A 25,776-nucleotide genomic window follows, 5' to 3' on the forward strand; every position below is an offset into this window, starting at 1 on the left:
TCCGCCGCCCGTCCCCCTCCCGGAGGCCCGCTGATGACCCGACCTCCCGTCCGTACCGGTTCTGCCGGCGCCGCCGGTGCCGTTCACTTCTCGCTGCTCGGCCCGTTGACCGCCCGGCGGGACGGCCGTGAACTGCCGCTCGGCCCGCGCAAGCAGCGCCTGGTCCTCGCCACCCTGCTGTCCCGGCCCAACACCCCGGTAGCGGTGGACGTGTTGACCGACGCGGTGTGGCCGGACGACCCACCCCGTACCGCCCGCAAGAACCTCCAGGTCTACATCAGTGCCGCCCGCGCCCTCCTGGGCCCGGCCGGGGACGGCGGGGCTGACCGGCTGGTGCACGGCTGCGGGGGCTATCAACTGCGCATCGCCGAGAGTGAGCTGGACACGCTGCGCTTCGGGGCGCTGGCCCGTGCGGGGCGGGCGGCTGCCGAGCGGGGCGATGTGGCCGGCGCGGCCCGGCTGCTGCGCGAGGCGCTCGACCTGTGGGAGGGGCCGCCGCTGCACGATCTGCGGGACTCGGCCGGGGTGGCCGAGGAGGCGGACCGTCTGGAGGCCCGATGCCTGACGGTGTACGAGGACTGGGCGGAGGCCGAGATCGAGCTGGGCCGGGCCGCCGTCGCGGTGGACGGGCTGCGGGATCTGGTGGAGCGCCACCCGCTGCGGGAGCGGCTGCGGGCCGCCTGGATGAACTCCCTGCACCAGTCCGGCCGGCAGGCCGAGGCCCTGGCGGTGTACGACGACTACCGGCAGCTGATGGCCCGGGAGCTGGGCCTGGAGCCGAGTCCGGCGATGGCCGGGCTGTACCGCTCGATGCTCGGCCGGGGGCGGGAGGCGCGGCGGCCCGCCGTGTCCCGGGAGACGACGTGCCCGGTGGCGCTGCCCGCCGGTACCGGGGCGTTCACCGGCCGCCGGGAGGAGCTCCGGGACCTGCTCGACGTGCTGGGCGGCGGGGAGCGCGTGGTCGTCGTGTCGGGCCCGGGCGGGGCCGGCAAGTCGGCGCTGGCGGTCCGGGCGGCGCAGCTGCTGGCCGATCCGTTCCCCGACGGCCGCGTCCACGTACGGGTGCGCCGGGAGGACGGCACGGCGCGCGGCCGGGCGGAGATCCTGGCGGAGCTGGGCCGGTGGTGCGGGGTGGCGGAGGCCCGCGCCGAGGCCCCGGGGCCGGCGACAGGCGCTGAGGTCCCCGCGTCGGCCGGCGCCCTCGCGGCGCTCGCGGAGGCCTGGCAGGAGTGGCAGGCCCGGCACCGGGCGCTGGTGGTCCTGGACGACGTGCCGGACGAGGCGTGCGTACGGGGGCTGCTGCCCCGGTCGGGGAAGTGCGCCGTCATGGTCACCGCCCGGGGCCAGCTGCCCGGTCTGGCCCCGGTGCACCGCATCGCGCTGCCCGCGCTGGCGGACGGCGAGGCGCTGGAGCTGCTGGGAAAGCTGATCGGGGCCGGCCGGCTGCGGACGGACCCGGGGGCGGCGTTGCGCATCGTCCGGGCCTGCGGGGGCTGCCGCTGGCGGTGGAGGTGAGCGGGATGCGGCTGGCGGTGCTGCGGCATCTGCCGTTGGCCGAGTACGCGGACCGGCTCGACGACCCGTCGGCCGCGCTCGACGAACTGGTCGCCGGTGACGTCTCCGTACGGCACCGGATCGCGTCCGGCTGGCGGGATCTGGCGGACGGCGACCGGTGGGTGCTGGGGCGGCTGGCGGGGCTCGCCGAGGACGGGTGCTTCACCCTGGACCGGGCCACGGTGGCGCTGGGCTGCGGGGAGCGGGCGGCGATCCGGGCCGTGGAGTCGCTGATCGACGCCGGTGCGGTGACCTCCCCGGCGGGCGAGGTCACCGCGCATGCCGCACTGTACGAAGTGCCGCGCCTGCTCTGCCTGTTCGCGCGTGAACAGGCGGCGACGGGCGAGCAGGGGGCGGGCGCACTGGGGCCGGTGGCCGGCCGGACCGGTGCGCCCGCCGTCGCCCTCAGCCCAGGGTGAGCAGCTTCAGCAGATCGTGCGGCCGGTGGCCGTCGCTCCCGAGGCCATGGCCCCCCGGGGCGGCGGCCCCGTCGTTGTCCGACCCGGCATCCGCCCCCGCCAGGAAGTGCAGGGCGAGCAGCAGTCCGGCCGACCCGGTGGCCAGGTCGGCGGAGCAGCGCCGCAGCCGGGCCCCGGGCACCAGCAGCCGGTCCCCGTCGGCGACCAGGTGCCAGGACAGGTTGCGCACGGAGGCGAGGACCTCGGGCCCGACCGGGCCGCCGTCCTCCAGCTGACGGGCGGTGGCGACGAGTCCGGCGCGCCCGGTGAACAGCCCCGGCTCGCGGACGAACTCGTTGCCGCAGCCCTTGCGCACCCCGGGCAGCAGACCCGCGAGCGAGGGCGCTTCCTGCCGGGCCAGGTAGGCGCGGGCGACCAGGGCGAAGCCGCCGCTGCCCTGGTCGAGGTAGAGGAGGTGGCGGCGGCCGTCCTTGACCTGGACCGTGCCGTCGTCCATCGCGACGCAGTGGCCGGAGTCCCGGTACAGGGCGGTGCGGGCGGCGCGCAGCAGCCACTCCTCGCCGGTGAGCGCGTGCAGTTCGAGGTGGAGCAGCGCCGCGCCGCTGAGTCCGCGCAGCAGCCCGGCCGACGGCGGGGCCGCGGGGCCGCCCGCCACCGTCTCGCCCCGCACCAGGCAGTCGAGGTCCCAGGCGGTGCGCAGGGCGGTGTCCACCAGCTCCGGGTCCGGGGCGCCGGGGCCGGCCGCGGCCAGGCGGACGGCGGCCAGGGCGATGCCCGCGCGCCCGGTGAGCAGGTCGACCGAGGGGGACGGGTGGGCGGCCTCGGCGGCTCGGGCGAACAGCTCGCGCCCCTCGTCCGGGCGGCCGAGCAGCGCCAGCGTCACGGCCGTGCCCGGCAACCCGTCGTAGAGGCCGCCCGGGGCCGCGGGGTCGCGGCGGCGGGCGGTCTCCGCGAGCCAGTCGGTCCAGGCGGCCGGGACCGGGGCCCCGACGCGGTGGAGGGCGTAGAGGACACCGGCGGCCCCGTGCGCCAGATCCGTACCGCCGGTGGCGAAGCCCTTGGGGTCGCCGGGGAAGAGCCGGTCGTGCCGCTCGGGCGTCGCGCCCGCGTGGATACCCGCGATCAGCCGGGCCCGCAGCTCGGCCCAGTCGGGCGTGGGCCCGCCCAGGAGGGCGGCGATCTCGCTCTCCCGGTCCATGGCGCGCTCCGCCGCCCACAGCAGGGCCGGGCGGGCCGGACCGGCGTCGGGCGCGAGACCGTAGCGCTCCCGGGCCCAGGACTCCAGGGACAGTGCCTTGACCCGGTCGTGGGAGGCCATCTCGGTCAGCGGCATCAGCATGGTGAGCCAGGTCGCCCACAGGGCGTAGGCGTCGGCCTCCGCGCCCGGGGTGCCGGGCGGCGCCTGGAGCCCGGGGGCGCCGGCCAACGGGGTTGTCTCGTCGTCGAGTTCGGTGGCGTACTCGAAGTCGACGAGGGCGAGCCGACCGTCGGGCCGCAGAATGATGTTGGAGGGGTGCAGATCGCCGAAGCGCAGCCCCCGGCCGTGGATCTCGCGCAGTGCGTCGCCGAGTTGGGCGGTCACATGGTGCACCCACGCCGCGTAGGGGGCGAGTTCGTCCGCCGTGCGGGCTCCGCGTACCAACGCGAAGCGGGCCACGATCTCGTCGAGCAGGGTCGGCCCCTCCACGTACTCCGTCATCAGGAACCGGTGCTCCCACACGGTCCGTACGCCGTACACCTCCGGTACGCAGTCGAGCCCGGCGAGCGCCGTGAGGGCCCGGTGCTCGCGCTCCAGCCGGGTCACGGCGTCGTCGCCCACCGCGTCGAGCCCACAGTGCGGCCGGGCCTCGCGCAACACGACCCGGTGGCCGGTCTCCCGGTGCCGGGCGAGGTAGATGCCGCCCGCGTTGGAGAACTGGAGCGCCTCGGTGACGGTGTACGGGAAGGAGTCGTCGCGGGCGGCGGCGCGGGCGGCGAGGTGGGGCCGCAGCAGCTCGGGCACCTTCACCCAGGCGGGCGTCCGGAACACCACGCCCCGTTCGTCGGGCACGAGTTCACCGGAGGGGTGGCGCAGGGCGGGCACCCGCTCACCCCGGGCGTCGCGGCACCAGCGGTCGACGAAGGAGCCGTACCGGACGTAGACGGGGGCGTCGCCGATGCGCAGGTCGCTCAGGATGTACGGGCCCGGGCGGCCGGCGAGGGCCGTGGTCAGCTCGTCGAGCACGCGGGTCAGGGCCGTCTCGTCCGGCGGGTAGAGGGTGAGGAACTTCCCCGCGCTGCCTCGGGACATGTACTTTCCCGACATCAGCAGGAGCGCCTGCTCGCTGCGGAGGAATTTGAACGGCACCCGGTGGCGGAGGCAGATCGCGGCGGTGTCGCGAAGGGTCAGCGCCGCCTCCTCGGGGACGGTCGACACATGGATCTTCCAGCCCTGTTCGGCCGGCTCGCCGTCCTCGGGCAGCAGCGCGGTCCACAGCCCGCCGGCCACGCGCCGCCACCCGGCGGGCGGTTCGGCCGTGTCGAGGGGGTAGCGGGTCTCCTGGTCGGGCAGCCGCGCCGGGGTGTCGTAGTACCGGCGGTCGGCGAGGCAGTACAGCTGGGTCTCCTGGATGCCGGGCACGGCAATACCTCCTCAGAGTGCGCCGGGACCGGCGGCGTCGGGGACGGGGCGGGGCGCGGCCTCGCGCGGGCCGGGGGCGTCAGGGGCGGCGGCGCCAGGGGCGGGGTGCGGCACGGCCGCATGCGGGCCGGGGGCGACGGCTTCGTCGTCGTCCGGGGCGGCGGGGCCGGAGGGCGGTGGGACGGCCCCGGACCGTACGGAGGGGGCGAGCGTCATGACCGCCGCCGAGACGGCCAGCACCGCCCCGACCACGCCGAAGGCGTTGCGCGGGCCGAGCGCGGTCAGCAGCGCGCCGCCCGCGAGCGGGCCGAACGGCTGGACGATCGAGGACAGGAAGGAGGCCGCGCTCTGCACCCGGCCGACCCGGTCCTCGGGGGTGACGACCAGCAAGGTCGACAGGAAGCCGATGCTGGCGACCGTCGACAGGCACATGCACACCGCGCAGAGGAGCCCCGCCACCAGCGGGCTGCTGAGCCAGGCCAGCACTCCGGCCGTCAGCACGCAGCTCCAGCAGGTGACGACCAGGAGGGCCCGGATGTGCCGGTCGGGCGAGAGCCGGGGTGCGAGCAGCGCACCCACCAGGGCGCCCGCCGAGACGCAGGTGATGACGAAGCCGCCGCCGAGCCCGGAGCGGCCGCCCTCGGAGAAGACGGCGAGCGCGGTGAAGGTGAGAGCGCCGAACGCGAAGTTCATGCCGAGGCCGAAGACCAGCAACACGGTTCGGAGGTAGGGCAGTTGCCAGAGGAAGCCGAGTCCGGCGGTGAGCTCGTCGCGGCTGAGGACCGACCCGGCCTTCTTGCGGGCGGCCGAGCGGGTGCGTACGAGGGCCACGCAGACGGTCGACAGGAACAGGCCGAGGAACTGGGCGGTGAAGGGCAGCGCCTCGTGGATGCCGAAGAGCGCTCCGCCGACGAGCGGGCCGACCAGCCGGACCGTGGCGGTACGCGCCTGGAGCCGGGCGGTCGCCTGGCCCATCTGGTCCGGTGGCACGACCGCGCGCAGCAGACCGAAGGCGGCGGGAGCGTAGACGCTGTTGAGGACGGCTCCGGCGGTGGCGACCAGCAGGACGAGCGCCATGGGCGCGTGGCCGTTCCACACGGCGACGGTCAGGGCGGTGACCGCGAGCAGGCTCCCCACGTCGCACAGCCGCATCAGCCGACGGCGTTCGACCCGGTCGGCCATGACCCCGCCGGGGAGCATCGTGATCAGCACGGCGCAGATGGAGACGGTCCCCACGGTGCCGGCCTGCACGGCGGAGCCGGTCTCCTTGAGGATGAGCAGGGGCAGCGCGAGGGCGCTCATCTGGCTGCCCAGAACGGCGAACAGGCCGCTCATCCAGAGCAGCCGGAAGTCCCGGTTGGAGCTGAGGGGCGTGGCCATCGGCAGGCTCCCGGAGATCGGCGTACGGACGTGGGACGAAGGACAAGCGCGGCGGGGCGGCTCCCGTTGTTCGCGGAGCCGCCCCGTACCGCCTGGCCGCCGGCCGGGCGCCGCGGGGGCGAGGCCTCGGCCTCGTCCCGCCGCGGCGCACGGCCCGGTGGTTCAGCGCTCAGTTCAGCGCTGCTGCTCGACGACGCTCAGCACGCTGATGCAGTTGCCGTCGGTCGTGTCGCCGCCCTGGACGGACGTCTCCTGGAGGTCCAGGACGGAGTGCGCCTCGACCTCGGGGGTCTCGTTGGTCTCGTCGCCGGCCGGCTTGGTGTTCTCGGACATGGTGGTCTCCATCCACTGGATGTGCGGTGTGCGGATCGCGGTGTGACGGAAATGCGGTGTGCGGCGGGCGAGATCAGTTCTCGACGACGCTGAGCACGCTGATGCAGTTGCCGGGGGGCGCGATGATGTCGCGGTCGGCGTTGACGGACGTCTCCTGGAGGTCCAGCACGGAGTGCGCCTCGACCTCGGGGGTCTCGTTGGTCTCGTCGCCGGCCGGCTTGGTGTTCTCGGACATGGTGGTCTCCATCCACTCGTCACTGCGGGACCGGTACACCGGAGGACGCCCTCCGGTGTCCGGTGCGGCGGGCCGGTGCCTGCCGTTGCCGAGAAAGTTAGGAAGCCGGGCCTGGCGATCGCTTCGCCGCCGGTATGGCTCCGGTTTGGCCCCAGCTCGCGGCGGAGGGAGCACCCCCGGCCGGGTGGGCCGACGCCCCGGGAGCCCGTGCCGACCTGCGCCCATACCGCTGCCGAAGCGCCTTCGGACCGTCCTCGAACCGGTGGCCCACAGCCTGGGTACGCGCCCGACGCGCCCCGGCCCCGAAGGAGGCGGCCCGCATGGAACTCGCCGAACTCGTCGCACGGCGGCCCTTCCCCGCCGCAGGACTGCTGCTCGGTCTCACCCGGCGCTGCCCGCTGAGCTGCGCGCACTGCTCGACCGGGTCCGGCCTGTCCACCCGCCAGGAGCCGGACGCCGCTCAACTGGAGCGGTTCGTCGGCTCGTTCACCACGGAGAACCGGCCCGACGTGGTCATGCTCACCGGCGGGGAGCCGCTGCTCCTGCCCGCGCTCGCCGAACGGCTGAGCACCCTGGCACGGGAATCCGGATCCCGTACGGCGCTCCTGAGCGGCATGTTCTTCGCGCGGGGCTGGAGCCGACGGGGCGGGGGGCGGCGGGCCGGGGGCCGGCTGTACGGGCGCGGCACACCGGGCGGGGGGCTTACGGGCCGACGAGGCGTGGCGGTTCCGCCCGCCATCCTGCGCGCCATCCGCTCGGTCGACCATTTCTCGGCCTCGCTCGACGTCCACCACGAACGCGAGGTGTCGCGGGCCGACGTGTTCCGCGCCCTGCACCTCGTCCGGGAGGAGGGCGTGGCCGTGAGCCTCCACCTCACCGGGACGGGCGGCTCGGACCCGTATCTCGCCGACCTCACCCGGGCGGTGGAGGAGGAGTTCGGCGGCCGGGTGCCGTGCCTGGTCAACGAGGTACGGCCGTTCGGCCGGGCCGCTTCCTGGGCGCGGGCCACCCGCACCGGTCCCGACCCCGCCGCGGCGTCCCCGTGCTCGATGGCCGCCTGGCCGGTGGTCGCCTTCGACGGCCGGGTGCTGGCCTGCTGCAACCAGGACACCGTGGACCGCCGGCCCGTCCCGGTCCATCTGGACCTCGGTCACATCGCGCACGACGACTGGGCGACCGTGCGCCGCAGGGCGCTGGAATCCCCGATGCTGCGCATGCTCCGCACGGTCGGGCCGACGCATCTGGCCGCCCGGTACGGTTCCGGCCCCCGGCCGGGCTCCTACTGCGACGGCTGCCGGGCGCTGGGCGGCGACGAGGCGGTGGCGGCCGGGGCCCGGTCGGTGGCGGGCGGTGCGGCCGGCGCGCTGCTGGACCTGACGGCCGCGATGCGGGGTTCCCGGGAGGGGGCCCAGGGCATCGTGCGCCGCCACGGCTGCGCGGAGTACGCGCCGCTGGTCGCCACGGGCGAGCCGGCCCGGCCGGAGACCGACGGACGGGACATCCGATGAGCACCGGCGCCTCCGTCCGGCTGCGGACCAAACTACTGCTGCTGGAACCGGAGTTCCGTGGCGCCACACACCACATGTGGCGCGCCGAGGGGCTGTTGCCGCGCTACCGGACGTATCTGTGCACCATGCACGCCGTCATCCGCGCCTCCGTCCCGCTGATGGAGCTGGCCCTCGACCGCCTGCGCGGCCGGGCCGCCTCCGGTGATCCGCTCGCGGCGCCGCTCGCCGGGTATCTGGCGGAGCACATCCGGGAGGAGGAGGGCCACGACGCCTGGCTGCTGGAGGACCTCCGGGCGGCGGGCGGGGCGGGCGAGGACGCGCTCGGCCCGCTGCCCTCTCCCCTGATCGCCTCGCTCGTCGGGTCCCAGTACTACTGGATCGAGCACCACCACCCGGTGGCCCTGCTCGGCTACATCGCCGTGCTGGAGGGCTACGCGCCCGCCCCCGGCCTGACCGACCACATCGCCCGGCGCACCGGGCTGCCCGCCGCCGCCCTGCGGACCGTACGGGAGCACTCGGTGCTCGACACGGAGCACCTGGACGAGCTCTACGCCCTGCTGGACCGGCTGCCGCTCGGCCGGGGCCGGGAAGCGGCCGTGGCGGTCAGTGCCCTGCACTCCCTCGACGCGCTCACCCGGCTGTTCGTCCGGCTCGGGCGCTCCGCGCCGGCGCCGTCGCCGCGGGGAGCCGGACCTGTCTCACCGATGGGAGTCACACCATGACCGGACCACCCGACAACGGCGAACAGGTGCCGCTGCCCGACGCGTTGTACGAGGCGGGCTTCCCCGTCGACCTGCTCACCGAGGAGCAGCGCGAGGTGCTGAGCGGTCTGACGCCGGAGGAACTGGCGCTGCTGCTCGATGTGAAGAGCCGGCTGGACGCCGTGGGGCCGGAGGTCCAGGCGCACGGCGAGATCGCCGGGGGCGCGCTGTTCTGACCCGGCCCGGCCCGGTTCGGGCCGGCCGGCGGTACGGGCCCGGCACCGCGACCACCGCGGCCGGGCCCGTACCCCCCGCCAGTCCGGAGAGCCCGACAGTCCGGAGAGCCCCGACGTCCCGGAGAGCCCGACAGTCCGGAGAGAAGGACCCGTCATGAACTGCCTCTCGTGCCGGCAGGATCTGCCGCCCACGGCCCGCTTCTGCTCGTCCTGCGGGACGCCGTGCGCGACCGACGTGACCACCGGGGCCGCCGGGTCCGCCACCGCCCCGGTGGCCGCCGGGCGGGGCCGGCCCTCGCGGACACTCCCCCGCCGGCCGACGAACGCAAGCCGGTGACCGTGCTCTTCTGCGATCTCGTCGGGTCCACCGCGCTGTCCGGCGTGCTCGACCCGGAGACGCTGCGCACGGTGACCCTCCGGTACTTCGAGGCGATGAGCGCGGAGATCGTGGCGTGGGGCGGCACCCCGGAGAAGTTCATCGGGGACGCGGTGATGGCCGTCTTCGGCGTCCCGGTGGTCCGGGACGACGACGCCCGCCGGGCGCTGGCGGCGGCGCTCGGGATGCGCCGGGCACTCGCCCGGCTGAACGAGGAGCTGGCCGCCACCCTCGGCATCGAGCTGGCCATCCGGATCGGCGTCAACACCGGTCAGGTGGTGGCGGGTTCGGACCGGACCGCCCGGCAGGCGCTGGTCTCCGGGGAGACCGTGAACATCGCCGCCCGGCTGGAGCAGAACGCGGGCCGGGGCGAGATCCTGATCGGCCCCGGGACCCTGCTCGCCGCCGGTCCCACGGTGCGCGCCGAGCCCACCGGGCCGCTGCGGCTCAAGGGCAAGCGGGACAGCGTCGAGGCCCACCGGCTGCTCGCGCTGGGCGCGGACGACCCCGAGCTGCTGCGCCGCTTCGACGTCCCGTTCGTCGGGCGCGACGCCGAGCGGCGGGCGCTGGACGCCGCGCTGGAGCGGGCGGTGCGCGAGGGCGCGGCCGCACTGCTGCGGGTCGCCGGGGAGGCGGGGATCGGAAAGACCCGGCTGGTACGGGAGTGGCTGGTGGGGCGGTCGCGGTCCGGCGGGCTCGCGTACGGGGCCGGGCGGTGCCGCAGTTACGGGGACCACGGCACCCTCGCGCCGCTGGCCGACGCGGTGCGCTCCCTGCTGGCCGCGGCGGACCCCTCGAAGAACCCGCAGGAGGCCGCCGACGGGCCGGCGGTCGACGACGCGATGGCTCTGCTGTCCGGGGGTCTGCTGCGTGACGGTACGCCGAACGCGCCCTTCGAGGACATGTGCGCGGCCCTGACGACGGTCCTGGAACGGGTGGCCCGGATCCGCCCGGTCGTCCTGGTGCTGGACGACTGGCACGCGGCGGCCCCGCTGCTGGTCCGCACGGTGCACCGGCTGACGGACGGTTCGGGGTGCGCCGGCGTGCTGGTGCTCTGCGCGGGCCGGCCGGACGGGCCGGACGGGGGCGACGATCCGCCCGCCGGTGCGGGGGCGTCGCTCCAGCTCACGGGGTTGCCGTACGAGGAGGCGGCGAGGCTGGCCGCAGTTCTCGCCGGTCCGGACGGCGGGCCGCCCGGCGACGGCATCCGGCCCGCCGAAGGTGCTGGGCCCGGCGACAAGGACCCGGCCGGCGACGACGGGGTCCCCGGCATCGACCGGCTCCTGGCGCGGGCCGGGGGCAACCCGCTCTATCTGGAACAGCTCCTGGTCGGCGACCGGGCGGACGCCGGGGGCGGAGTGGGCGGGGCGGCGGGGCCGGGCGGGGCGGCCGGCGAGGAGCTGCCGCCCACGCTCCAGGCGCTGCTGGGCGCGCGGATCGGTGCGCTGGCCCGGGCGGAGCGCGATGTGGTGGACCTGGCCGCCGTGATCGGCCGGGAGTTCACCGCACCGGAACTGGTCCGGCTCCAGCTGTCCGTACGGGCCGCGGAGGGGCATGGGGCCACCTCGCAACGGCAGCTCGTGGACGAGGCGTTGGAAGCGCTGGGCCGCCGGCGGCTGGTCGAGTCGGGCCCTTCGGGAGACCGGGCGGCGGAGGCGTACCGGTTCAGCAGCGGACTGGTGCACGAGGTCGCGTACGCCTCGCTGTCCAAGCGGTCCAAGGCCGAACGCCACGCCTGGGCAGCCGAGTTGCCCAGTGTGCTGCGCAGCGGCGACGGGGCGGTCGGCGGCCATCTGGAGCGGGCCTACCGCTACCGGGCGGAGCTGGGTCTGCTGGACGACCGGGCCCGTCTGCTGCGCGACCGGGCCGCCGCCGCGCTGGGCCGGGCCGGGGCGCAGGCCGCCGCCCGGTCCGACCTGCACTGGGCGCACGGCCTGCTGGAGCGGGCGGTGGAGCTGAGCCCCGGCGACCCGGCGGCGACCCGGCGGCTCGGCGAGGTGCGGGTGGCGCTCGGCCGCGCCGCGGAGGGCGCCGAACTGCTGCTCCGGGTACGGGACAAGGCGGCCGATCCGGTGGAGGCCGCGCACGCCCGTCTCGCGCTCGCGGTGCTGGACCCGGGCGCCCCCGGACCCGGCCCCGCCGCCGTGGCCCGTACCGTGCTCCCGGTGTTCGAGGCGGCCGGGGACTCGGTCGGCCGGGCGCGCGCCCATCTGCGGCTCGCCCAGCAGTTCCAGCGGTCCGGGCGGCACGAGGAGGCCGAGCGGGACCAGGCGCGGGCCCTGGAGCACGCCGTGCTGGCCGGCGCGGAGCCGGAGCGGGCCGGGGCGCTCGGCGCGATCGGCATCTCCCTGTGGCGCGGGCCGGTCCCGGTGCCCGCCGCGGTGATCCGCTGCCGGACGCTGCTGGCGGCGCACGGCGCGGGCCGCCCCACGGTCCGGGTCACGCTCAACTGCCCCCTGGCGGTGCTGTACGCGCTCCAGGACGCGGCCGATGACGCGTACGGCTGCCTGGCCGAGGCGGAGCGGCTGGCCGGGAAGCTGGGGTTCGCCGAGGCGGAGGTCTTCCTGCCGATGTTCCGGGCGACGGTGGAGGCGCTGTCCGGCCGGAGCGCATCCGCGCTGGAGCTGCTCGGCCGGGCGGACGCGGCGGCCCGGCGCACGGGGGCGGCCGGGATGCGGACGGCGGTGGCGCTGGACGCGGCCCGCCTGGAGCTGGACGAGGGCCGGGAGGACCGGGCGGCGGAGCGGCTGGCGGGCGTCGGCGACGCTTCCGGGCTGAGCCGGGCGGACGCGGTGGACCTGGCGGGGCTGCGGGCCCGGCTGACGGCGCGGGACCGGCCCGAGGAGGCGGCCGGGTGGGCGGAGCAGGCGGTGCGGGCGTCGCTGCTCACCGATTCCCCGCTGGTGCAGGCGACGGCCGAGCTGGACCGGGCGCACACGCTCGCCGTGCTGGGCCGGCATCCGGAGGCCGGGGCAGCCGCCCGTGCGGCCGGGGCGCACTTCACGGACAAGGGGCATCTGCCGGGGGTGCGCCGGGTCTCCGGGTTCCTCGCGCGCCCGCCCCTGCCGATGGCCACGACGAGGGAGAGGAGCTGACCGATGACGACCACGGAACCGGCACGAGCACCGGCACAGACACGGGCGGAATCGGTGCGGACCGGGGCGCGTGCGGCCCCGGGACAGGGCCTGACCTGGAGTCTGCGCGGGCGCGGTCCCGACGACGTACCGGTGCTGGCGGACGCCGGGCCGCCGCTCGGCCGCCCCGCCGGGCCCGCCACCGGGCGCGGCGTCCGCGTCTGCGTCGTGGACTCGGGCGTGGAGCGCGACCACCCGCTGGTCGGCCCGTTGGCCGGCTCCTGGGTGGTCGTCAAGGACGGGGAGAGCGGCGGGATCACCGTCGAGCCGACCACGACCGGCGACACCTGCGGCCACGGCACCGCGTGCGCGGGCATCATCCGCCGGACCGCCCCGGAGTGCGAGATCCACAGCGTGCGGGTGCTCGGGGAGCGGTTCTCCGGCACCGGCGACATCCTGATGGCCGGGCTGCGGTGGGCGGTGGAGCAACGGTTCGACGTGGTCAACCTCAGCCTGTCGACGACCCGTACCCGGTTCGCGCAGGAGCTGCACAGTCTGGCCGACAGCGCCTACTTCGCCCGTACGGTGATCGTCGCCTCGGCGCACAACACCCCGGTGGAGAGCTTCCCCTGGCGGTTCGCCTCCGTGATCTCGGTGGGCAGCCACCAGGAGGACGACCCCGAACTGCACCTGTACAACCCCGAGCCCCCGGTGGAGTTCTTCGGGCCGGGCCAGAACGTGACCGTGCCCTGGCTGGGCGGCCGGACGATCCGCACCACGGGGAACAGCTTCGCCACGCCGTACGTCGCCGGGCTCTGCGCCCGTGTGCTGTCCGCGCATCCGCGGATGACGGCCTTCCAGCTCAAGAACGCCCTCTATCTGTCCGCGGCCAACGTGCGCCACGCGCCGCGTCCTTCTTCCCCTCCGGCAGGAGATACAGGAGATACCCGTGATGACTCAGAGAACTGATTCCGCCCTGTCCCCCGTCTCCCCCGCCTCTCCCGTCATCGACGCGCCGCGCAGCGAGCTGCTCCAGTCGGTCGTCGACGTGGCCCGCGCCATCTTCGGGGCCGAGGCCAGTTCGGTGTTCCTGCTCGACGAGGAGGCGGACGAGCTGGTCTTCCAGGCCGTGTCCGGGCAGGGCGAGGAGTTCCTGGTGGGCCGCCGGTTCCCGGCCGGGCGCGGGATCGCCGGCTGGGTGGCGACCTCCGGCGAGCCGATGGTGGTCGACGACCTGAGCGCCGACCCGTCCTTCGACCGCTCGCTGGCGGAGTCGACGGCGTACGTACCGAACGCCCTGATGGCGGCCCCGCTCATCAGCGACGCCCGGATCCTGGGTGTCCTGGAGGTGCTGGACCCCTCCCCGCAGGCCCGGTCGGGGGTACGGGAGCTGGATCTGCTCGCGATGTTCGCCCGGCAGGCCGCCGCCGCCCTGCGGGTGATCACCCCGGAGCGGGTACGGGAGGCCGGGGAGCACCCGGTCCTCGCCGGGCCCACGCTGGCGGGCGCGCAACGCGAGGACGCGCTGAAGCTGCTGGGTAGCCTGGAGCGGCTGCTGCGGGGCGTCGGCTGAGGCGGAGCGGTACGGAACCGCGCGCGGGAGTAGCCACCGGCCCGGCGGGCAGGAGCGGGACGTCGGCACAAGGGAAGGACACGCACGATGAAGCTCGCTTTCTCCACCCTCGGGGTGCCGGGGACGCCGGTCGCCGAGGTCGTCCGGCTCGCCGCCGAGAACGGCTACCAGGGGGTGGAGCTGCGCGTCCATCCCGAGGAGCCCGTGCACCTGGGGCTCTCGGCGCTGGAACGGGCCGACGTGGTCGAGGCGTTCAAGGCGGGCGGGGTGGAGATCCTGGCTCTCGCCGGGTATGTTCGGGTGGCCGCCGAGGGGGACGACGAGCCGGTCCTCGCGGAGCTGTCCGAGCTGGTGAAGCTCGCCCGGGACCTGGGTGCGCCCTTTGTCCGGGTCTTCCCCGGCGGCGGCGACCAGGAGCGGGAGGAGGCCGACGCGACGGCCGCCCGGCGGCTCGGTTCGGTGGCCCCGGCCGCCGCCGACATGGGCGTGAGCATCCTGCTGGAGACCCACGACTCGCACCGAGCGGGGCTCGACGTCGCCCGGGTCGTCGCCACGGTCGGGCACCCCCGGGTCGGCGCGATCTGGGATGTGCTGCACACCTGGCTCGCCGGTGAGGAGCCCGCGGCCGCCCGGGCGGTGCTCGCTCCCCACCTGGGCTACATCCAGGTGAAGGACGTCGCCTCCGCGGAGGACCTCACTCCGCTGCCGCTGGGCTCCGGGGTGCTGCCGCTGGCGGAGTGTCTGGACGAGCTGGGTCCGGACACGTGGGTGTGCTGGGAGTACGAGAAGCGCTGGCACGCGGGGGCGGCGGAGCTGCCGGGCCTGCTGGACGCCGGACGCGACCACCTGCTGCGGCTGGGAGCCCCGAAGCAGTAGCGGATCCGGCGGTCGTCGCAGCGGCCCCGGCGTCCGGCTCCTGCCGGGGCGCCGCGGTCCGGAGTCCGACGCCCGAGGTCAGCGCCACCCCGCCCACCAGCAGCGCCGCCGCGCACCAGCGCAGCGGGCTCACCTCCTCGCCCAGCGCGAGCGCCGCCGAGGACATCCCGAAGACCGGCACGAGCAGGGTGAAGGGCGCCACGGACGAGGCGGGGTACTGGCGGAGCAGGAAGCCCCAGGCGCCGAAGCCGAACACCGTACTGACCCAGGCGACGAACAGGATGATGCCGACCCCGCTCCAGTCGAGGGCGGCCAGCGCCTCCGCGTCCCGGTCCGGGCCCTCGAAGAGGAGGGACAGGCCCAGCAGCGGCAGCACGGGAACGGCCGAGACCCAGACCATGAAGGTCAGGGCGTCCTCGGGCGCCGCCCGGCGGGTGAACACGTTGGACACGCCCCAACAGGCCGCAGCCCCGACGACGAGGACGAACGCGAGCACCGGCCCGCCCGCCCCCTCGTCCACGGCGGCCACCGCGATGCCCGCGAGCGCGACCGCCATGCCCGCCACCCGGATCCGGCCGGGCCGCTCGGAGAGGGCGAGGGCGGCGAGCAGGGCGGTGAAAACGGCCTGGACCTGGAGGACCAGGGAAGAGAGCCCGGCGGGCATCCCCTGGTCCATGCCGATGAACAGGAGCCCGAACTTCCCCACCCCCAGGACGAGTCCGACCCCCACGACCCACTTCCAGGCGACCGACGGCCGGCCCAGGAGGAAGATCGCGGGCACGGCGGCGGCGAGGAAGCGCAGCGCTGAGAAGAGGAGCGGCGGGAAGTGGTCGAGCCCCAGCTCGATCACGACGAAGTTCACGCCCCAGAGTGCCGCGACGAGCACGGCCAGGGCGATATGGCGTGGACGCATGCGGCGAGCATTCAGCAGGATGACCGTGTAGCACCAGCGCGGGCTTCTTCATGGTGGGGTTCAGCGCTGCTGAAGAATGCCCCCGAAGGAATTGAGGTCACCGTGCTCGATCTGGCCCGGCTGCGCGCCCTGCACGCGGTCTTCGTCCACGGCTCCGTCGCGGGCGCGGCGACCGCCCTCGGCTACACCCCGTCCGCGATCTCCCAGCAGATCACCAAGCTGGAACGGGAGACCCGGACCACGTTGCTGGAGCGTCGCGGGCGCGGGGTGGCACTGACCGAGGAGGCGTTGCGGCTGGCCGACACGGCCCAGCGGCTGCTGGCCATCATGGAGCAGGCGGAGACGGAGCTGGAGGAGCGCCGGGGGCTGCCGACGGGCCGGCTGACGATCGCCGCGTTCGCCTCGGCCGCGCGGGGACTGCTGCCGGGGGTGCTGGCCGAGCTGGACCGGGACCATCCGGCGCTGGACGTCCGGCTGGACGAGGTGGACCCGCATCTGTCGGTGGACCTGGCCGCGAAGGGGGTCGTCGATCTGGCCGTGGCACACGACTGGGACATCGCGCCGCTGCCCGCCCCGGAGGGCCTGGCCCAGGCGGTGATCGGGCTGGACCGGTGCGATCTGCTGGCCCCCGAGGGGCATGCGCTGGCCGGGCGGGACGGGGTGCGCCGCGAGGAGCTGGCGCGCGAACGGTGGATCTGCCAGCCGCCGGGGACGGTGTGCCACGACTGGCTGGTGCGGACGCTGCGCACGGCGGGGTACGAGCCCGACATCCGGCACCGGGCGGAGGAGAACCACACCCAACTCGCCCTGGTGGCGGCCGGTCTGGGCATCGCGATGATGCCCAGGCTGGGGCGGGGGCCGCTGCCGGACGGGGTGGTGGCGGTGCGTCTGGACCCGGTGCCGGAGCGGCGGCTGTACGCGCTGTGGCGCAGGGAGGCGGCGAGGCGTCCGGCGATCACGGCGGCGGTGGACGCGCTGCGGGCCCACGGGGCGGCGGCCGGACTGGCGTGAGACGAGTCCGGCTACGGACGCGGAATCTTTTGGCGGCACGTCACCCCGGGCCCCGGCACGGCCTCTTGACCGGAAGTTATTTTCCCTATAAGCGTACTTCCTTGGAAGTTTCTTTCACCCCGGGAAGGAGCTCACGTGCCCCACCGCACCTCAAGACGCACCCTCCTCACCGCCACTGCGGCCGTCACCGCCGCGGCGGCGACCGGCGCCCTCACCCCGCCCGCCGTCGCCTCCGCGCACCCCACGAACGCCTCCACCGACCGCCGGTTGCGGCGGATCATCGCCGGGATGAGCCTGGAGGAGAAGGTCGGCCAGCTCTTCGTGATGCGGGTCTACGGGCACTCCGCCACCGACCCCGACCAGGCCGACATCGACGCGAACCTCAGGGAGATCGGGGTCCGCACGGCGGCCGAGCTGATCTCCACGTACCACGTCGGCGGCATCATCTACTTCACCTGGGCGCACAACACCCGCGACCCGCACCAGATCGCCGACCTCTCCAACGGCCTCCAGCGCGCCGCGCTCGCCGAGCGCCACCGGGTGCCGCTCCTCGTCTCCACCGACCAGGAGCACGGCATCGTCTGCCGGGTCGGCGAACCCGCGACCCTGCTGCCGGGCGCGATGGCCCTCGGCGCGGGCGGCTCGCGCTCCGACACCCGGCGGGCCGCCTGGATCGCGGGCGCGGAGCTGGCCGCGCTCGGCATCAACCAGAACTACGCGCCGGACGCCGACGTCAACGTCAACCCGGCCAACCCGGTCATCGGCGTACGGTCCTTCGGATCCGACCCCGACGCGGTGGCCGACCTGGTCGCGGCGCAGGTCAAGGGCTACCAGGGCGCGGGCATCGCCTCGACCGCGAAGCACTTCCCCGGTCACGGCGACACGAACACCGACAGCCACACCGGACTGCCCGTCATCAACCACACCCGCGCCCAGTGGGAGGAGCTGGACGCCCCGCCGTTCCGCGCCGCGATCCGGGCCCGGATCGACTCGATCATGACCGCGCACATCGTGGTCCCGGCCCTGGACCCGTCCGAGGACCCGGCCACGCTCTCCCGGCCGATCCTCACCGGCATCCTCCGAGAGGAGCTGGGCTACGACGGGGTGGTGGTCACGGACTCGCTCGGCATGGAGGGGGTGCGCACGAAGTACGGCGACGACCGCGTGCCGGTCCTCGCCCTGCTGGCGGGCGTGGACCAGCTGCTGAACCCGCCGAATCTCTCCGTCGCCTGGAACGCCGTGCTGGAGGCGGTCCGCGGCGGCGAGATCAGCGAGGCGCGGATCGAGGAATCGATCCTGCGGATCCTGCGGCTGAAGAGCCGACTCGGCCTGTTCCAGGACCCGTTCGTCAGCCACCGGGGCGTCGAGCGCACGGTCGGCAGCCGCGCCCACCGGGCCGCCGCCGACCGGATCGCCGAGCGCACGACGACCCTGCTCTCCGATCCGGGCGCGCTGCTGCCGCTCTCCCGGCGCACCCACCGCAACCTGCTGGTGGTGGGGGCCGATCCGGCCTCCCCCTCCGGGACGACGGGCCCGCCGACCGGCACCCTGGCCCATACCTTCGGCGAACTGGGTTTCAGCGCACGGGCGCTGTCCACCGGTACGGCCCCGAACCGGGCGAAGATCGACGAGGCGGTCGCCGCCGCCGAGGGCAAGGACGCGGTGGTCGTGGCGACGTACAACGTCACGGCGAGCAGCTCGCAGCGCACCCTGGTGACCGCGCTCGTGGCGACCGGCGTCCCCGTCGTCACCATCGCGATCCGCAACCCGTACGACATCGCCCACCTCACCGCGGCCGGCGTCGCGGCGAGTCTCGCCGCGTACTCCTGGACGGATGTCGAACTGCGGGCGGCGGCCCGGGTGATCGCGGGCCGCGCCGAGCCGGAGGGCACCCTGCCGGTCCCGGTGCAGCGCGCGGACGATCCGACGCAGGTGCTGTACCCGGTGGGCCACGGGCTGTCGTACTAGCCCTACGACGACCGGACGGCCCCGGCCTCCGGTCATCGGCGCAAAGCACCCCCGCACCTGGCGTGGCCCCGCTCCGGCGGGCCGCGCCGGGTGTACGTCTTTGAAGACGTATTGGGGAGTTTCATGGATGACCACACGTCCTCGGGGGCCCGGAGCCGACGGCCCGCCGCCGCCCCGTTACCGGCCCGCGTGTTCCTGCCGGCCCGCGTCGCGCCGGCCGTGGCCGCCTTCTTGGTCGTGGTCGCGCTCCTGCTGACGACGGCCTGCGAGGCCCCGGGCCGTACGGTCACCGACGACCGGGGGCCCGCCCCCGCCTCGCCCGGGCCGTCCCCGTACGGAGTGGTGTTCCTCGGGCCCGGGGACTGCAGTTCGCGGGGCCCGGTGATCCGGGAGGTGTTCTGCCGCAGCGAGAAGGCCGCGGCCACCGTCCTCGCCCGGCACCTCGGCACCCCGTCGTCGGGCCCGCCCTGCCCGGACGCCACCGACTTCGTCCTGCACGTGTCCGAGACGGGCACCGGGGCCCGTTCCCGGCTCACCACCGGCTACGCCTGCATGCGGAACCTGGAGCCCCCGCACCCGGGCGACCCGGGACAGGGCGGCGGACCGCTGACCGTCGCCGGCGACTGCGTCACCGCCCCCCGCGCGGGCGAGGTCACGGAGACCGCGTGCGCGGACGCGGGCGGCCGCGCACCGCGCTACCGCGTGGAGTCGGCGGTGCGGCGGCGGGCCCAGTGCCCGGGCGACACGGACCTGTTCGTCTCCCTGCGCGGGGAGAAGCCGGTGGGCTGCGCCCGCCGGTCCACCGGATGGTGACGGTGACCGACGGGCACAGCCCGGCACGAGCGGCTACGACAGCCGCGAGCGACTACGGGCGCAGCGTGGCCTCGTCGCGGTCGACCTCGCCGTTGCGCTGGTCCAGCCTGGTGTCGAACGTGGCCAGCGGCTTCGCCTTCGCCGGGTCGTTCTCGACGGCCGCCGGGGCGACGCCCGCCCAGCGCAGGATGTCGGCGGTGGCCTTGGCCCGCTGGGCCTCGGGGAGACCGGAGACCCGCGCGCCGTGGTTGCCGCCGGGGACGGTGTAGACGGCGCTGTCCTTCGCGCCGCCGCCGAGCCGGAACGGCTCCGCGCTCCACGGGTCGTTCTCGCCGTTGACGTACATCATCCGCCGGGCGTTGTGCTTGACCCAGCTGTCGATGTCCCGCATCGCGCGCCGGTCGAACTTCATGGGGATGGAGCGGGGCACGAAGTTGCGCGGGGGCTGGTAGCCGTAGCGGCTCAGGTTGCCGAGCCAGGGCTGCTTGATGTCCGGCGAGCCGAGCTGGGTGCCCGCCTGGTAGTAGTACGGGGTGTACCTCTCCAGGCCCTGGTCGGCGTAGGCGGAGAAGCCGGAGATGGCGTCGACGGAGTTCCAGATGTCGTCGTCCGTGGCCTTCTTGGCGTCGGCCGGGATGTCCACGCAGTCGGCGACCAGGCTGTACTGCCAGAAGGCGAACACGTAGTCCAGGACCGTGGCCTCGTAGGCGCGGTCGAGGGAGCCGACGGTGTTGAAGGTCCAGCCGTTGGCGGCGGCCTGCTCCTTGTACTTCTTCTGGAGCGGGGCCCGCCGGATCAGCGCCTCGCGCTGCACGCCGGCCAGCTTGTCGCGGCACTCCTTGGTGCCGACGTTGCGGAAGAACCGGTCGTAGGCCGAGTCCTCCTTGTCGTTGACGTCGTTGGGCGCGACGTAGGCGACGACGCCGTCCATGTCCTTCGGGTAGAAGCGCTCGAAGTACGTGGCGGTCATGCCGCCCTTGGACCCGCCGGTGGCCAGCCACTTCTTGTCGTAGATCTTCTTCAGCGCGGTGAACACCCGGTGCTGGTCGCTGGCGGCCTGCCAGATGTCCAGCTTGGACCAGTCGGCCGGGGCGGGGCGCGACGGGGTGAAGAAGCGGTACTCCAGGGAGACCTGGTTGCCGTCGACGATCTGCGTCGGCTCGCTGCGGCTGGGGTTGGTCGAGACGTTGTAACCGCTGGTGAAGAAGACCGTCGGGCGGCTCACGTCCTTGTGCAGCAGGGTCAGGCGCTGCTGGAACGTGCCCTTGGACGGGCGCCGGTGGTCGACCGGCTGGGTGTAGTTGAGGACGAAGTAGCGGTAACCCGCGTACGGCTTCTCCTCGATCAGGCTCATGCCCGGGATCGCCAGGATGCGGTCCTTGATGTCCTCGGTGCCCGCTTCGCTGCCGGCCGCAGCTCCGCTGCTCCGGATGGCGGCCGGTTCCGCGGCGGTGGCCGCACCGGCCGAGGCCCCCGTGGCTCCGACCGTGCCTATGAGCACGGCGAGCGAGAGAACCCCTGTGAGTGACTTGCGCATGCACGCTCCCCTTGATTCACGACAGTCGCCGTGAACTTATCGGGGCAACACACGGCACGCCAGACCCGGTTGTCCGTGTCATCCGTGTCAGCAGAGGATCCATCCGGTGGAGACGGACTTCTTGCCGATCGCGCCGGTGGCGCGGACACAGCGGTTCAGCGCGTTGACCGTGACCGGGCCGGCCATCTTCGTGTACGAGCCCTTGTCGGAGACCACGCGACCGCCGCGCGCCTGGAGGGTGACGCTCATCGTGCGTCGCTTGCCGGGCTTCTTGGCCACGGTCACCGCGCAGGCGTGGGCGCGGGACTTGTAGACGCGCAGCTCTCCCGTGGAGAACTCCACCGTCTTCGCCGGGCGGCCGGAGCAGCCGGAGGCGGCCTGGGCGGGGCCGGGGGCGGCGAGGAGAGGAACGAGTCCGCCCAGCAGGGGCAGGACGAGGAGGCCGACGAGCGGCAGCCGTCGCCGTCGTATCGGCTTCACCGCTCCGGCCGGTCCCGCGGCCCCGTCCCGGCTCACCGACCCCAGCGTTGTGTCGAACACGTTCGCCCCCACCTGACATCTGTACGCCCATGCGTCCCTGGCTACGACGCAGCAGACGCCCGAGAGGTTGCACGGGCGTGTCCGGCCCCCGGCGGCAGACCACCGGGGCGGCAGCCCACCGGGGCCACCGGGCCCTCAGACGGCCGCAGGCTCGTCCTCCCCCAGGCCCTCTATGCCCTCGCCCATGAAGGTGCGCCACAGCCGGGCGTACTGCCCGTCCAGGGCGAGCAACTCGGCGTGCGTACCGTCCTCGGCGACGCGTCCGTGGTCCATCACCACGACCCGGTCGGCGCGGGCGGCCGTCGTCAGCCGGTGGGCGACCACCAGCGTGGTCCGGCGGCCGGTGAGCCGGTCGGTCGCCTGGTTGACGAGGGCCTCGGTGGCGAGGTCGAGGGCGGCGGTGGCCTCGTCCAGGAGCAGGACGTCCGGGTCGACCAGCTCGGCGCGGGCCAGCGCGATCAGCTGGCGCTGTCCGGCGGAGAGGTTGCGGCCGCGCTCGGCGACCTCGTGGAGGTAGCCGCCCTCCAGCGTGGCGATCATCTCGTGCGCGCCGACCGCGCGGGCCGCGGCCTCCACCGCGGCGTCGGTGGCGTCGGGCAGCCCGTAGGCGATGGCGTCGCGGACCGTCCCGGCGAAGAGGTACGCCTCCTGCGGGACGACACCGAGGCGGTGCCGGTAGGCGGTCATGTCGAGCTTGCGCAGGTCGGTGCCGTCGGCGGTGACCCGGCCGCCCGTGGGGTCGTAGAACCGGGCGACCAGCTTGACCAGGGTCGACTTCCCGGCCCCCGTCTCCCCGACGAAGGCGACGGTCTGACCGGCCGGGATGTGCAGGTCGATCCCGGTGAGGGCCTCCTCCTCGTCCCCGTACGCGAAGGAGACGTCCTCGAACGCGATCTCGCCGCGCAGCGAGGGCACGTCGAGCGGCTCGTCCGGGTCGGCGGTCGAGGTGGGCTCGCGCAGCAGCTCCTGGATGCGGCCGAGGGAGACGGTGGCCTGCTGGTAGCCGTCGAAGACCTGGGAGAGCTGCTGGACGGGGGCGAAGAACAGGTCGATGTAGAGGAGGTAGGCGACCAGGGCGCCGACGGTCAGCGTGCCGTTGTCGATCCGGCCCGCGCCGACGATCATCACCGCGGCGGCGGCGACGGAGGCCAGCAGCTGGACGAACGGGAAGTAGACGGAGATCAGCCACTGGCCGCGCACCCGGGCCTCGCGGTACGCGTCGCTGCGCTCGGCGTAGCGGGCGGCCCCGTCGTGCTCGCGGCCGAAGGCCTGGACGATACGGAGACCGGCGACGGACTCCTGGAGGTCGGCGTTGACGGCGCTGATGCGGGTCCGGGCCAGTTCGTACGCCTTGACGCTGCTGCGCCGGAAGAAGAAGGTGCCGATGATCAGCACGGGCAGGGTGGCGAAGACGACCAGGGCGAGCTGGATGTCCAGGACGAGCAGCGCGACCATGATGCCGAAGAAGGTGACCACGGAGACGAAGGCGGTGACCAGACCGGTCTGGAGGAACGTGGAGAGCGCGTCCACGTCCGTCGTCATCCGGGTCATGATCCGGCCGGTCAGCTCGCGCTCGTAGTAGTCGAGTCCGAGGCGCTGGAGCTGGGCGAAGATCTTCAGGCGGAGCGAGTAGAGGATCCGCTCGCCGGTCCGGCCGGTCATCCGGATCTCGCCGATCTGGGCGGCCCACTGCACGAGCACGACGACCAGCGCGATCGCGGAGGCCGCCCACACCGCGCCGATGGAGAGCCGGCTGACGCCGTCGTCGATGCCGTGCCGGATCAGGACCGGCAGCAGCAGGCCCATCCCGGCGTCGACGGCGACGAGCCCGAGGCTGATGAGCAGGACCGCGCCGAAGCCGCGCAGCAGCCGGCGCAGCCCGTACGACTCCTCCGGGCGGACGGCGGCGGCCTCGTCGACCTCGGGGGTGTCCGTGGCGGGCGGCAGCGCCTCGACCTGGGCGAGCAGCTCGGGGGTGGCGGGCATACCGGCGACGGTGGTGTCCCGCTCCTCCTCCCTGCGGATCCACAGCTCGGGGGTGATGCCGCGCTCCGCGTCGAACTCGGCGTCCAGTTCCTCCTGGAGGACGCGGTCGTCCTCGGGGCCGGCGTCCGGGCGCGACGGCCGGTGGCCGGGCGAGGTGGCGCCCAGCTCGTCCGGGTCGGTGAGCAGGCGGCGGTAACGGGCGGAGGTGCGCTCCAGCTCCTCGTGGGTACCGATCGCGGCGAGCTTCCCGCCGTCGAGGACGGCGATGCGGTCGGCGAGCTGGAGGGTGGAGCGGCGGTGGGCGATGAGGAGGGTGGTCCGCCCCGCCATCACCTGCTTCAGCGCCTCGTGGATCTCGTGCTCGACGCGGGCGTCGACGGCGGAGGTCGCGTCGTCGAGGAGGAGGAGCCGGGGGTCGGTGAGGATGGCACGGGCGAGGGCGACGCGCTGGCGCTGGCCGCCGGAAAGGGTGAGCCCGTGCTCGCCGACGGTGGTGTCGTAGCCGTTCGGCAGGTCGGAGATGAACCCGTGGGCCTGGGCGGCGCGGGCGGCCGTCTCGATCTGCTCCTGGGTGGCGTCGGGGAGGCCGTAGGCGATGTTGGCGCGGACGGTGTCGGAGAAGAGGAAGCTGTCCTCGGGGACGAGCCCGATGGCGGCGCGCAGGGAGGCCTGGGTCAGCTCGCGGACGTCGTGGCCGCCGATGAGCACGGCCCCGTGGGAGACGTCGTAGAAGCGGGACAGCAGGAGCGAGACGGTGGACTTGCCGCTGCCGGAGGCGCCGACGACGGCGACGGTCTCGCCGGGTTCGACGGTGAGCGAGAACCCGTCGAGGACGGGGCGTTCGGAGGCTCCGCTTCCAAGGTCCGTTTCTGTGGCGGAGGCGGAGCGAAGCGGAGCGTAGCCGAACCGTACGTCGTCGAACTCGATCCCGGCCGGGGCGTCGGCGGGCAGCTCCTTCGTCCCGTCCTGCAGGGAGGGCTCGGTGTCGATCAGCTCCAGGACGCGTTCCACACCGGCGCGGGCCTGCTGGCCGACGGTGAGGACCATGGCGAGCATCCGGACCGGGCCGACGAGCTGGGCGAGGTAGGTGGAGAAGGCGACGAACGTGCCGAGGGTGATCTCGCCCCGGGTGGCCAGCCAGCCGCCGAGGGCGAGCATGGCGACCTGGCCGAGGGCGGGCACGGCCTGGAGGGCGGGGGTGTAGCGGGAGTTCAGCCGGATGGTGCGCAGCCGCCCGGCGAAGAGGCGTCGGCCGACCTCGCGCAGCTTGCCGGTCTCCTGGTCCTCCTGCCCGAACCCCTTGACGACCCGGACCCCGGAGACGGCCCCGTCGACGACTCCGGCGACGGCGGCGGCCTGGCTCTGGGCGTACCAGGTGGCGGGGAAGAGGCGGGTACGGGAGCGGCGGGCGATGAACCAGAGGGCGGGGGCGACGGCGAGGGCGACGAGGGTGAGCGGGAGGGAGAGCCACGCCATGATCACCAGGGAGATGAGGAAGAGCAGCACGTTCCCGATGGTCATCGGGAGCATGAACAGCAGCCCCTGGATCAGCTGGAGGTCGCTGGTGGCCCGGCCGACGACCTGCCCGGTGGACAGCTCGTCCTGACGTTTCCCGTCGAGCCGGGTGATCGTCGCGTACATGTCCGTACGCAGATCGTGCTGGACGTCCAGGGCGAGCCGGCCGCCGTAGTAGCGGCGGATGTAGGTGGCGATGTAGACGAGGACGGCCGCGCCGATGAGCAGCCCGGTCCAGACGGCGAGGGAGCGGGTGTGGTCGGTGACCACGTCGTCGATGATCACCTTGGTGATGAGCGGCACGAGGGCCATGACGGCCATGCCGGCGAGCGACGAGCCGAGGGCGAGCACGACGTTCCGCCGGTACCGCCACGCGTACCCGGTCAGCCGCCGGCCCCACCCCTGTTGCTCTGCGCCCGTCACGCGTTGCCTCCCCGTCCCGTATCGGTCTTCCGGAAGGCCGTCCCGTATCGATCTTCCGGAGGCACCAACACGGCGGGGAGCGGATTTCATCCCTCCGCAACCATGCCTCGCCGATTGCCGGGTCAACGAAGCGCGCCCCCGCCACTCGGCCGACGGACTTCCCTCCCGGAAGGTCGCCGCGAGCA

The 25,776-nt window shown here is 74.5% G+C and carries 16 protein-coding genes and 3 pseudogenes; 11 read left to right on the forward strand and 8 right to left on the reverse strand.

The window, feature by feature from the left end:
• Positions 1 to 33 precede the first annotated feature (33 nt).
• A pseudogene (locus CCZ36_RS10485) lies at positions 34 to 1,973 on the forward strand (BTAD domain-containing putative transcriptional regulator).
• On the opposite strand, the gene lanKC reads toward CCZ36_RS10485, so the two are convergent.
• The 4 genes from lanKC to CCZ36_RS34745 form a co-directional block, all read right to left on the reverse strand.
• Positions 1,960 to 4,593, reverse strand: coding sequence for a class III lanthionine synthetase LanKC (lanKC, locus tag CCZ36_RS10490; protein WP_128817524.1), 2,634 nt, complete (start codon positions 4,591 to 4,593; stop codon positions 1,960 to 1,962). The pseudogene CCZ36_RS10485 and the gene lanKC sit on opposite strands and share 14 nt — an antisense overlap.
• Before the next feature lie 12 nt (positions 4,594 to 4,605).
• Entirely contained in the window at positions 4,606 to 5,973 is a 1,368-nt protein-coding gene (locus tag CCZ36_RS10495; protein WP_128817525.1) for an MFS transporter, read from the reverse strand.
• A 174-nt stretch (positions 5,974 to 6,147) separates the two neighbouring features.
• Positions 6,148 to 6,306, reverse strand: a complete 159-nt coding sequence (locus CCZ36_RS34740; protein ID WP_164873495.1) for a hypothetical protein — start codon at positions 6,304 to 6,306, stop codon at positions 6,148 to 6,150.
• A gap of 73 nt (positions 6,307 to 6,379) precedes the next feature.
• On the reverse strand, positions 6,380 to 6,541 hold the full coding sequence (locus tag CCZ36_RS34745; protein WP_164873496.1) for a hypothetical protein: 162 nt from the start codon (positions 6,539 to 6,541) through the stop codon (positions 6,380 to 6,382).
• Between the two features lie 320 nt (positions 6,542 to 6,861).
• Here CCZ36_RS34745 and CCZ36_RS10500 point away from each other — a divergent pair, with 320 nt between their 5' ends.
• The 7 genes and pseudogenes from CCZ36_RS10500 to CCZ36_RS10530 form a co-directional block, all read left to right on the forward strand.
• A complete protein-coding gene (locus CCZ36_RS10500; protein ID WP_069740675.1) occupies positions 6,862 to 8,049 on the forward strand; it encodes a radical SAM protein in 1,188 nt (395 codons plus the stop codon).
• Complete coding sequence (locus tag CCZ36_RS10505; protein ID WP_069740676.1) at positions 8,046 to 8,771, forward strand: iron-containing redox enzyme family protein; 726 nt, start codon at positions 8,046 to 8,048, stop codon at positions 8,769 to 8,771. Before CCZ36_RS10500 ends, CCZ36_RS10505 begins: the two co-directional genes overlap by 4 nt.
• On the forward strand, positions 8,768 to 8,986 hold the full coding sequence (locus CCZ36_RS10510; protein WP_069740677.1) for an aroma-sacti cluster domain-containing protein: 219 nt from the start codon (positions 8,768 to 8,770) through the stop codon (positions 8,984 to 8,986). Before CCZ36_RS10505 ends, CCZ36_RS10510 begins: the two co-directional genes overlap by 4 nt.
• Positions 8,987 to 9,140: 154 nt before the next feature.
• Positions 9,141 to 12,457, forward strand: a pseudogene (locus CCZ36_RS36505) (adenylate/guanylate cyclase domain-containing protein).
• Between the two features lie 3 nt (positions 12,458 to 12,460).
• The gene (locus CCZ36_RS10520; protein WP_237302624.1) at positions 12,461 to 13,405 is read left to right on the forward strand and encodes a S8 family peptidase; all 945 of its coding nucleotides are present in this window, start codon (positions 12,461 to 12,463) and stop codon (positions 13,403 to 13,405) included.
• Positions 13,389 to 14,009 (forward strand): GAF domain-containing protein, encoded by a 621-nt coding sequence (locus CCZ36_RS10525; RefSeq protein WP_206515720.1) that lies wholly within the window; start codon positions 13,389 to 13,391, stop codon positions 14,007 to 14,009. Before CCZ36_RS10520 ends, CCZ36_RS10525 begins: the two co-directional genes overlap by 17 nt.
• Before the next feature lie 87 nt (positions 14,010 to 14,096).
• Positions 14,097 to 14,768 (forward strand): annotated as a pseudogene (locus CCZ36_RS10530) (sugar phosphate isomerase/epimerase family protein); the annotation flags it as partial.
• Here CCZ36_RS10530 and CCZ36_RS10535 read toward each other — a convergent pair.
• Positions 14,704 to 15,798, reverse strand: coding sequence for an EamA family transporter (locus CCZ36_RS10535; protein WP_443069800.1), 1,095 nt, complete (start codon positions 15,796 to 15,798; stop codon positions 14,704 to 14,706). The pseudogene CCZ36_RS10530 and the gene CCZ36_RS10535 overlap by 65 nt on opposite strands.
• A gap of 102 nt (positions 15,799 to 15,900) precedes the next feature.
• Here CCZ36_RS10535 and CCZ36_RS10540 point away from each other — a divergent pair, with 102 nt between their 5' ends.
• The 3 genes from CCZ36_RS10540 to CCZ36_RS10550 all read left to right on the forward strand — a co-directional run bounded on the left by CCZ36_RS10540 (position 15,901) and on the right by CCZ36_RS10550 (position 19,590).
• On the forward strand, positions 15,901 to 16,809 hold the full coding sequence (locus CCZ36_RS10540; protein WP_069740423.1) for a LysR family transcriptional regulator: 909 nt from the start codon (positions 15,901 to 15,903) through the stop codon (positions 16,807 to 16,809).
• A gap of 135 nt (positions 16,810 to 16,944) precedes the next feature.
• The gene (locus CCZ36_RS10545; RefSeq protein WP_128817526.1) at positions 16,945 to 18,777 is read left to right on the forward strand and encodes a glycoside hydrolase family 3 protein; all 1,833 of its coding nucleotides are present in this window, start codon (positions 16,945 to 16,947) and stop codon (positions 18,775 to 18,777) included.
• A gap of 123 nt (positions 18,778 to 18,900) precedes the next feature.
• Positions 18,901 to 19,590 (forward strand): hypothetical protein, encoded by a 690-nt coding sequence (locus CCZ36_RS10550; RefSeq protein WP_206515721.1) that lies wholly within the window; start codon positions 18,901 to 18,903, stop codon positions 19,588 to 19,590.
• A gap of 52 nt (positions 19,591 to 19,642) precedes the next feature.
• On the opposite strand, the gene CCZ36_RS10555 is transcribed toward CCZ36_RS10550, so the two are convergent.
• The 3 genes from CCZ36_RS10555 to CCZ36_RS10565 all read right to left on the reverse strand — a co-directional run bounded on the left by CCZ36_RS10555 (position 19,643) and on the right by CCZ36_RS10565 (position 25,591).
• Positions 19,643 to 21,127 carry a S28 family serine protease gene (locus CCZ36_RS10555; RefSeq protein WP_128817527.1) on the reverse strand — a complete coding sequence of 495 codons (1,485 nt, stop codon included), beginning with the start codon at positions 21,125 to 21,127 and terminating at the stop codon, positions 19,643 to 19,645.
• Between the two features lie 87 nt (positions 21,128 to 21,214).
• On the reverse strand, positions 21,215 to 21,607 hold the full coding sequence (locus CCZ36_RS10560; RefSeq protein WP_069740431.1) for a hypothetical protein: 393 nt from the start codon (positions 21,605 to 21,607) through the stop codon (positions 21,215 to 21,217).
• 195 nt (positions 21,608 to 21,802) lie between these two features.
• A complete protein-coding gene (locus CCZ36_RS10565; protein WP_069740427.1) occupies positions 21,803 to 25,591 on the reverse strand; it encodes an ABC transporter ATP-binding protein in 3,789 nt (1,262 codons plus the stop codon).
• Positions 25,592 to 25,776 lie beyond the last annotated feature (185 nt).

Source organism: Streptomyces sp. S063, from assembly GCF_002832675.1.
Taxonomy (GTDB): domain Bacteria; phylum Actinomycetota; class Actinomycetes; order Streptomycetales; family Streptomycetaceae; genus Streptomyces; species Streptomyces sindenensis.

Coding starts and splice junctions, on each gene's coding strand:
- CCZ36_RS10495 (WP_128817525.1), bottom strand. CDS start 5,973: ATGGCCACGCCCCTCAGCTCCAACCGGGACTTCCGGCTGCTCTGGATG.
- CCZ36_RS34740 (WP_164873495.1), bottom strand. CDS start 6,306: ATGTCCGAGAACACCAAGCCGGCCGGCGACGAGACCAACGAGACCCCC.
- CCZ36_RS34745 (WP_164873496.1), bottom strand. CDS start 6,541: ATGTCCGAGAACACCAAGCCGGCCGGCGACGAGACCAACGAGACCCCC.
- CCZ36_RS10500 (WP_069740675.1), top strand. CDS start 6,862: ATGGAACTCGCCGAACTCGTCGCACGGCGGCCCTTCCCCGCCGCAGGA.
- CCZ36_RS10505 (WP_069740676.1), top strand. CDS start 8,046: ATGAGCACCGGCGCCTCCGTCCGGCTGCGGACCAAACTACTGCTGCTG.
- CCZ36_RS10510 (WP_069740677.1), top strand. CDS start 8,768: ATGACCGGACCACCCGACAACGGCGAACAGGTGCCGCTGCCCGACGCG.
- CCZ36_RS10520 (WP_237302624.1), top strand. CDS start 12,461: ATGACGACCACGGAACCGGCACGAGCACCGGCACAGACACGGGCGGAA.
- CCZ36_RS10525 (WP_206515720.1), top strand. CDS start 13,389: ATGACTCAGAGAACTGATTCCGCCCTGTCCCCCGTCTCCCCCGCCTCT.
- CCZ36_RS10535 (WP_443069800.1), bottom strand. CDS start 15,798: ATGCGTCCACGCCATATCGCCCTGGCCGTGCTCGTCGCGGCACTCTGG.
- CCZ36_RS10550 (WP_206515721.1), top strand. CDS start 18,901: ATGGATGACCACACGTCCTCGGGGGCCCGGAGCCGACGGCCCGCCGCC.
- CCZ36_RS10555 (WP_128817527.1), bottom strand. CDS start 21,127: ATGCGCAAGTCACTCACAGGGGTTCTCTCGCTCGCCGTGCTCATAGGC.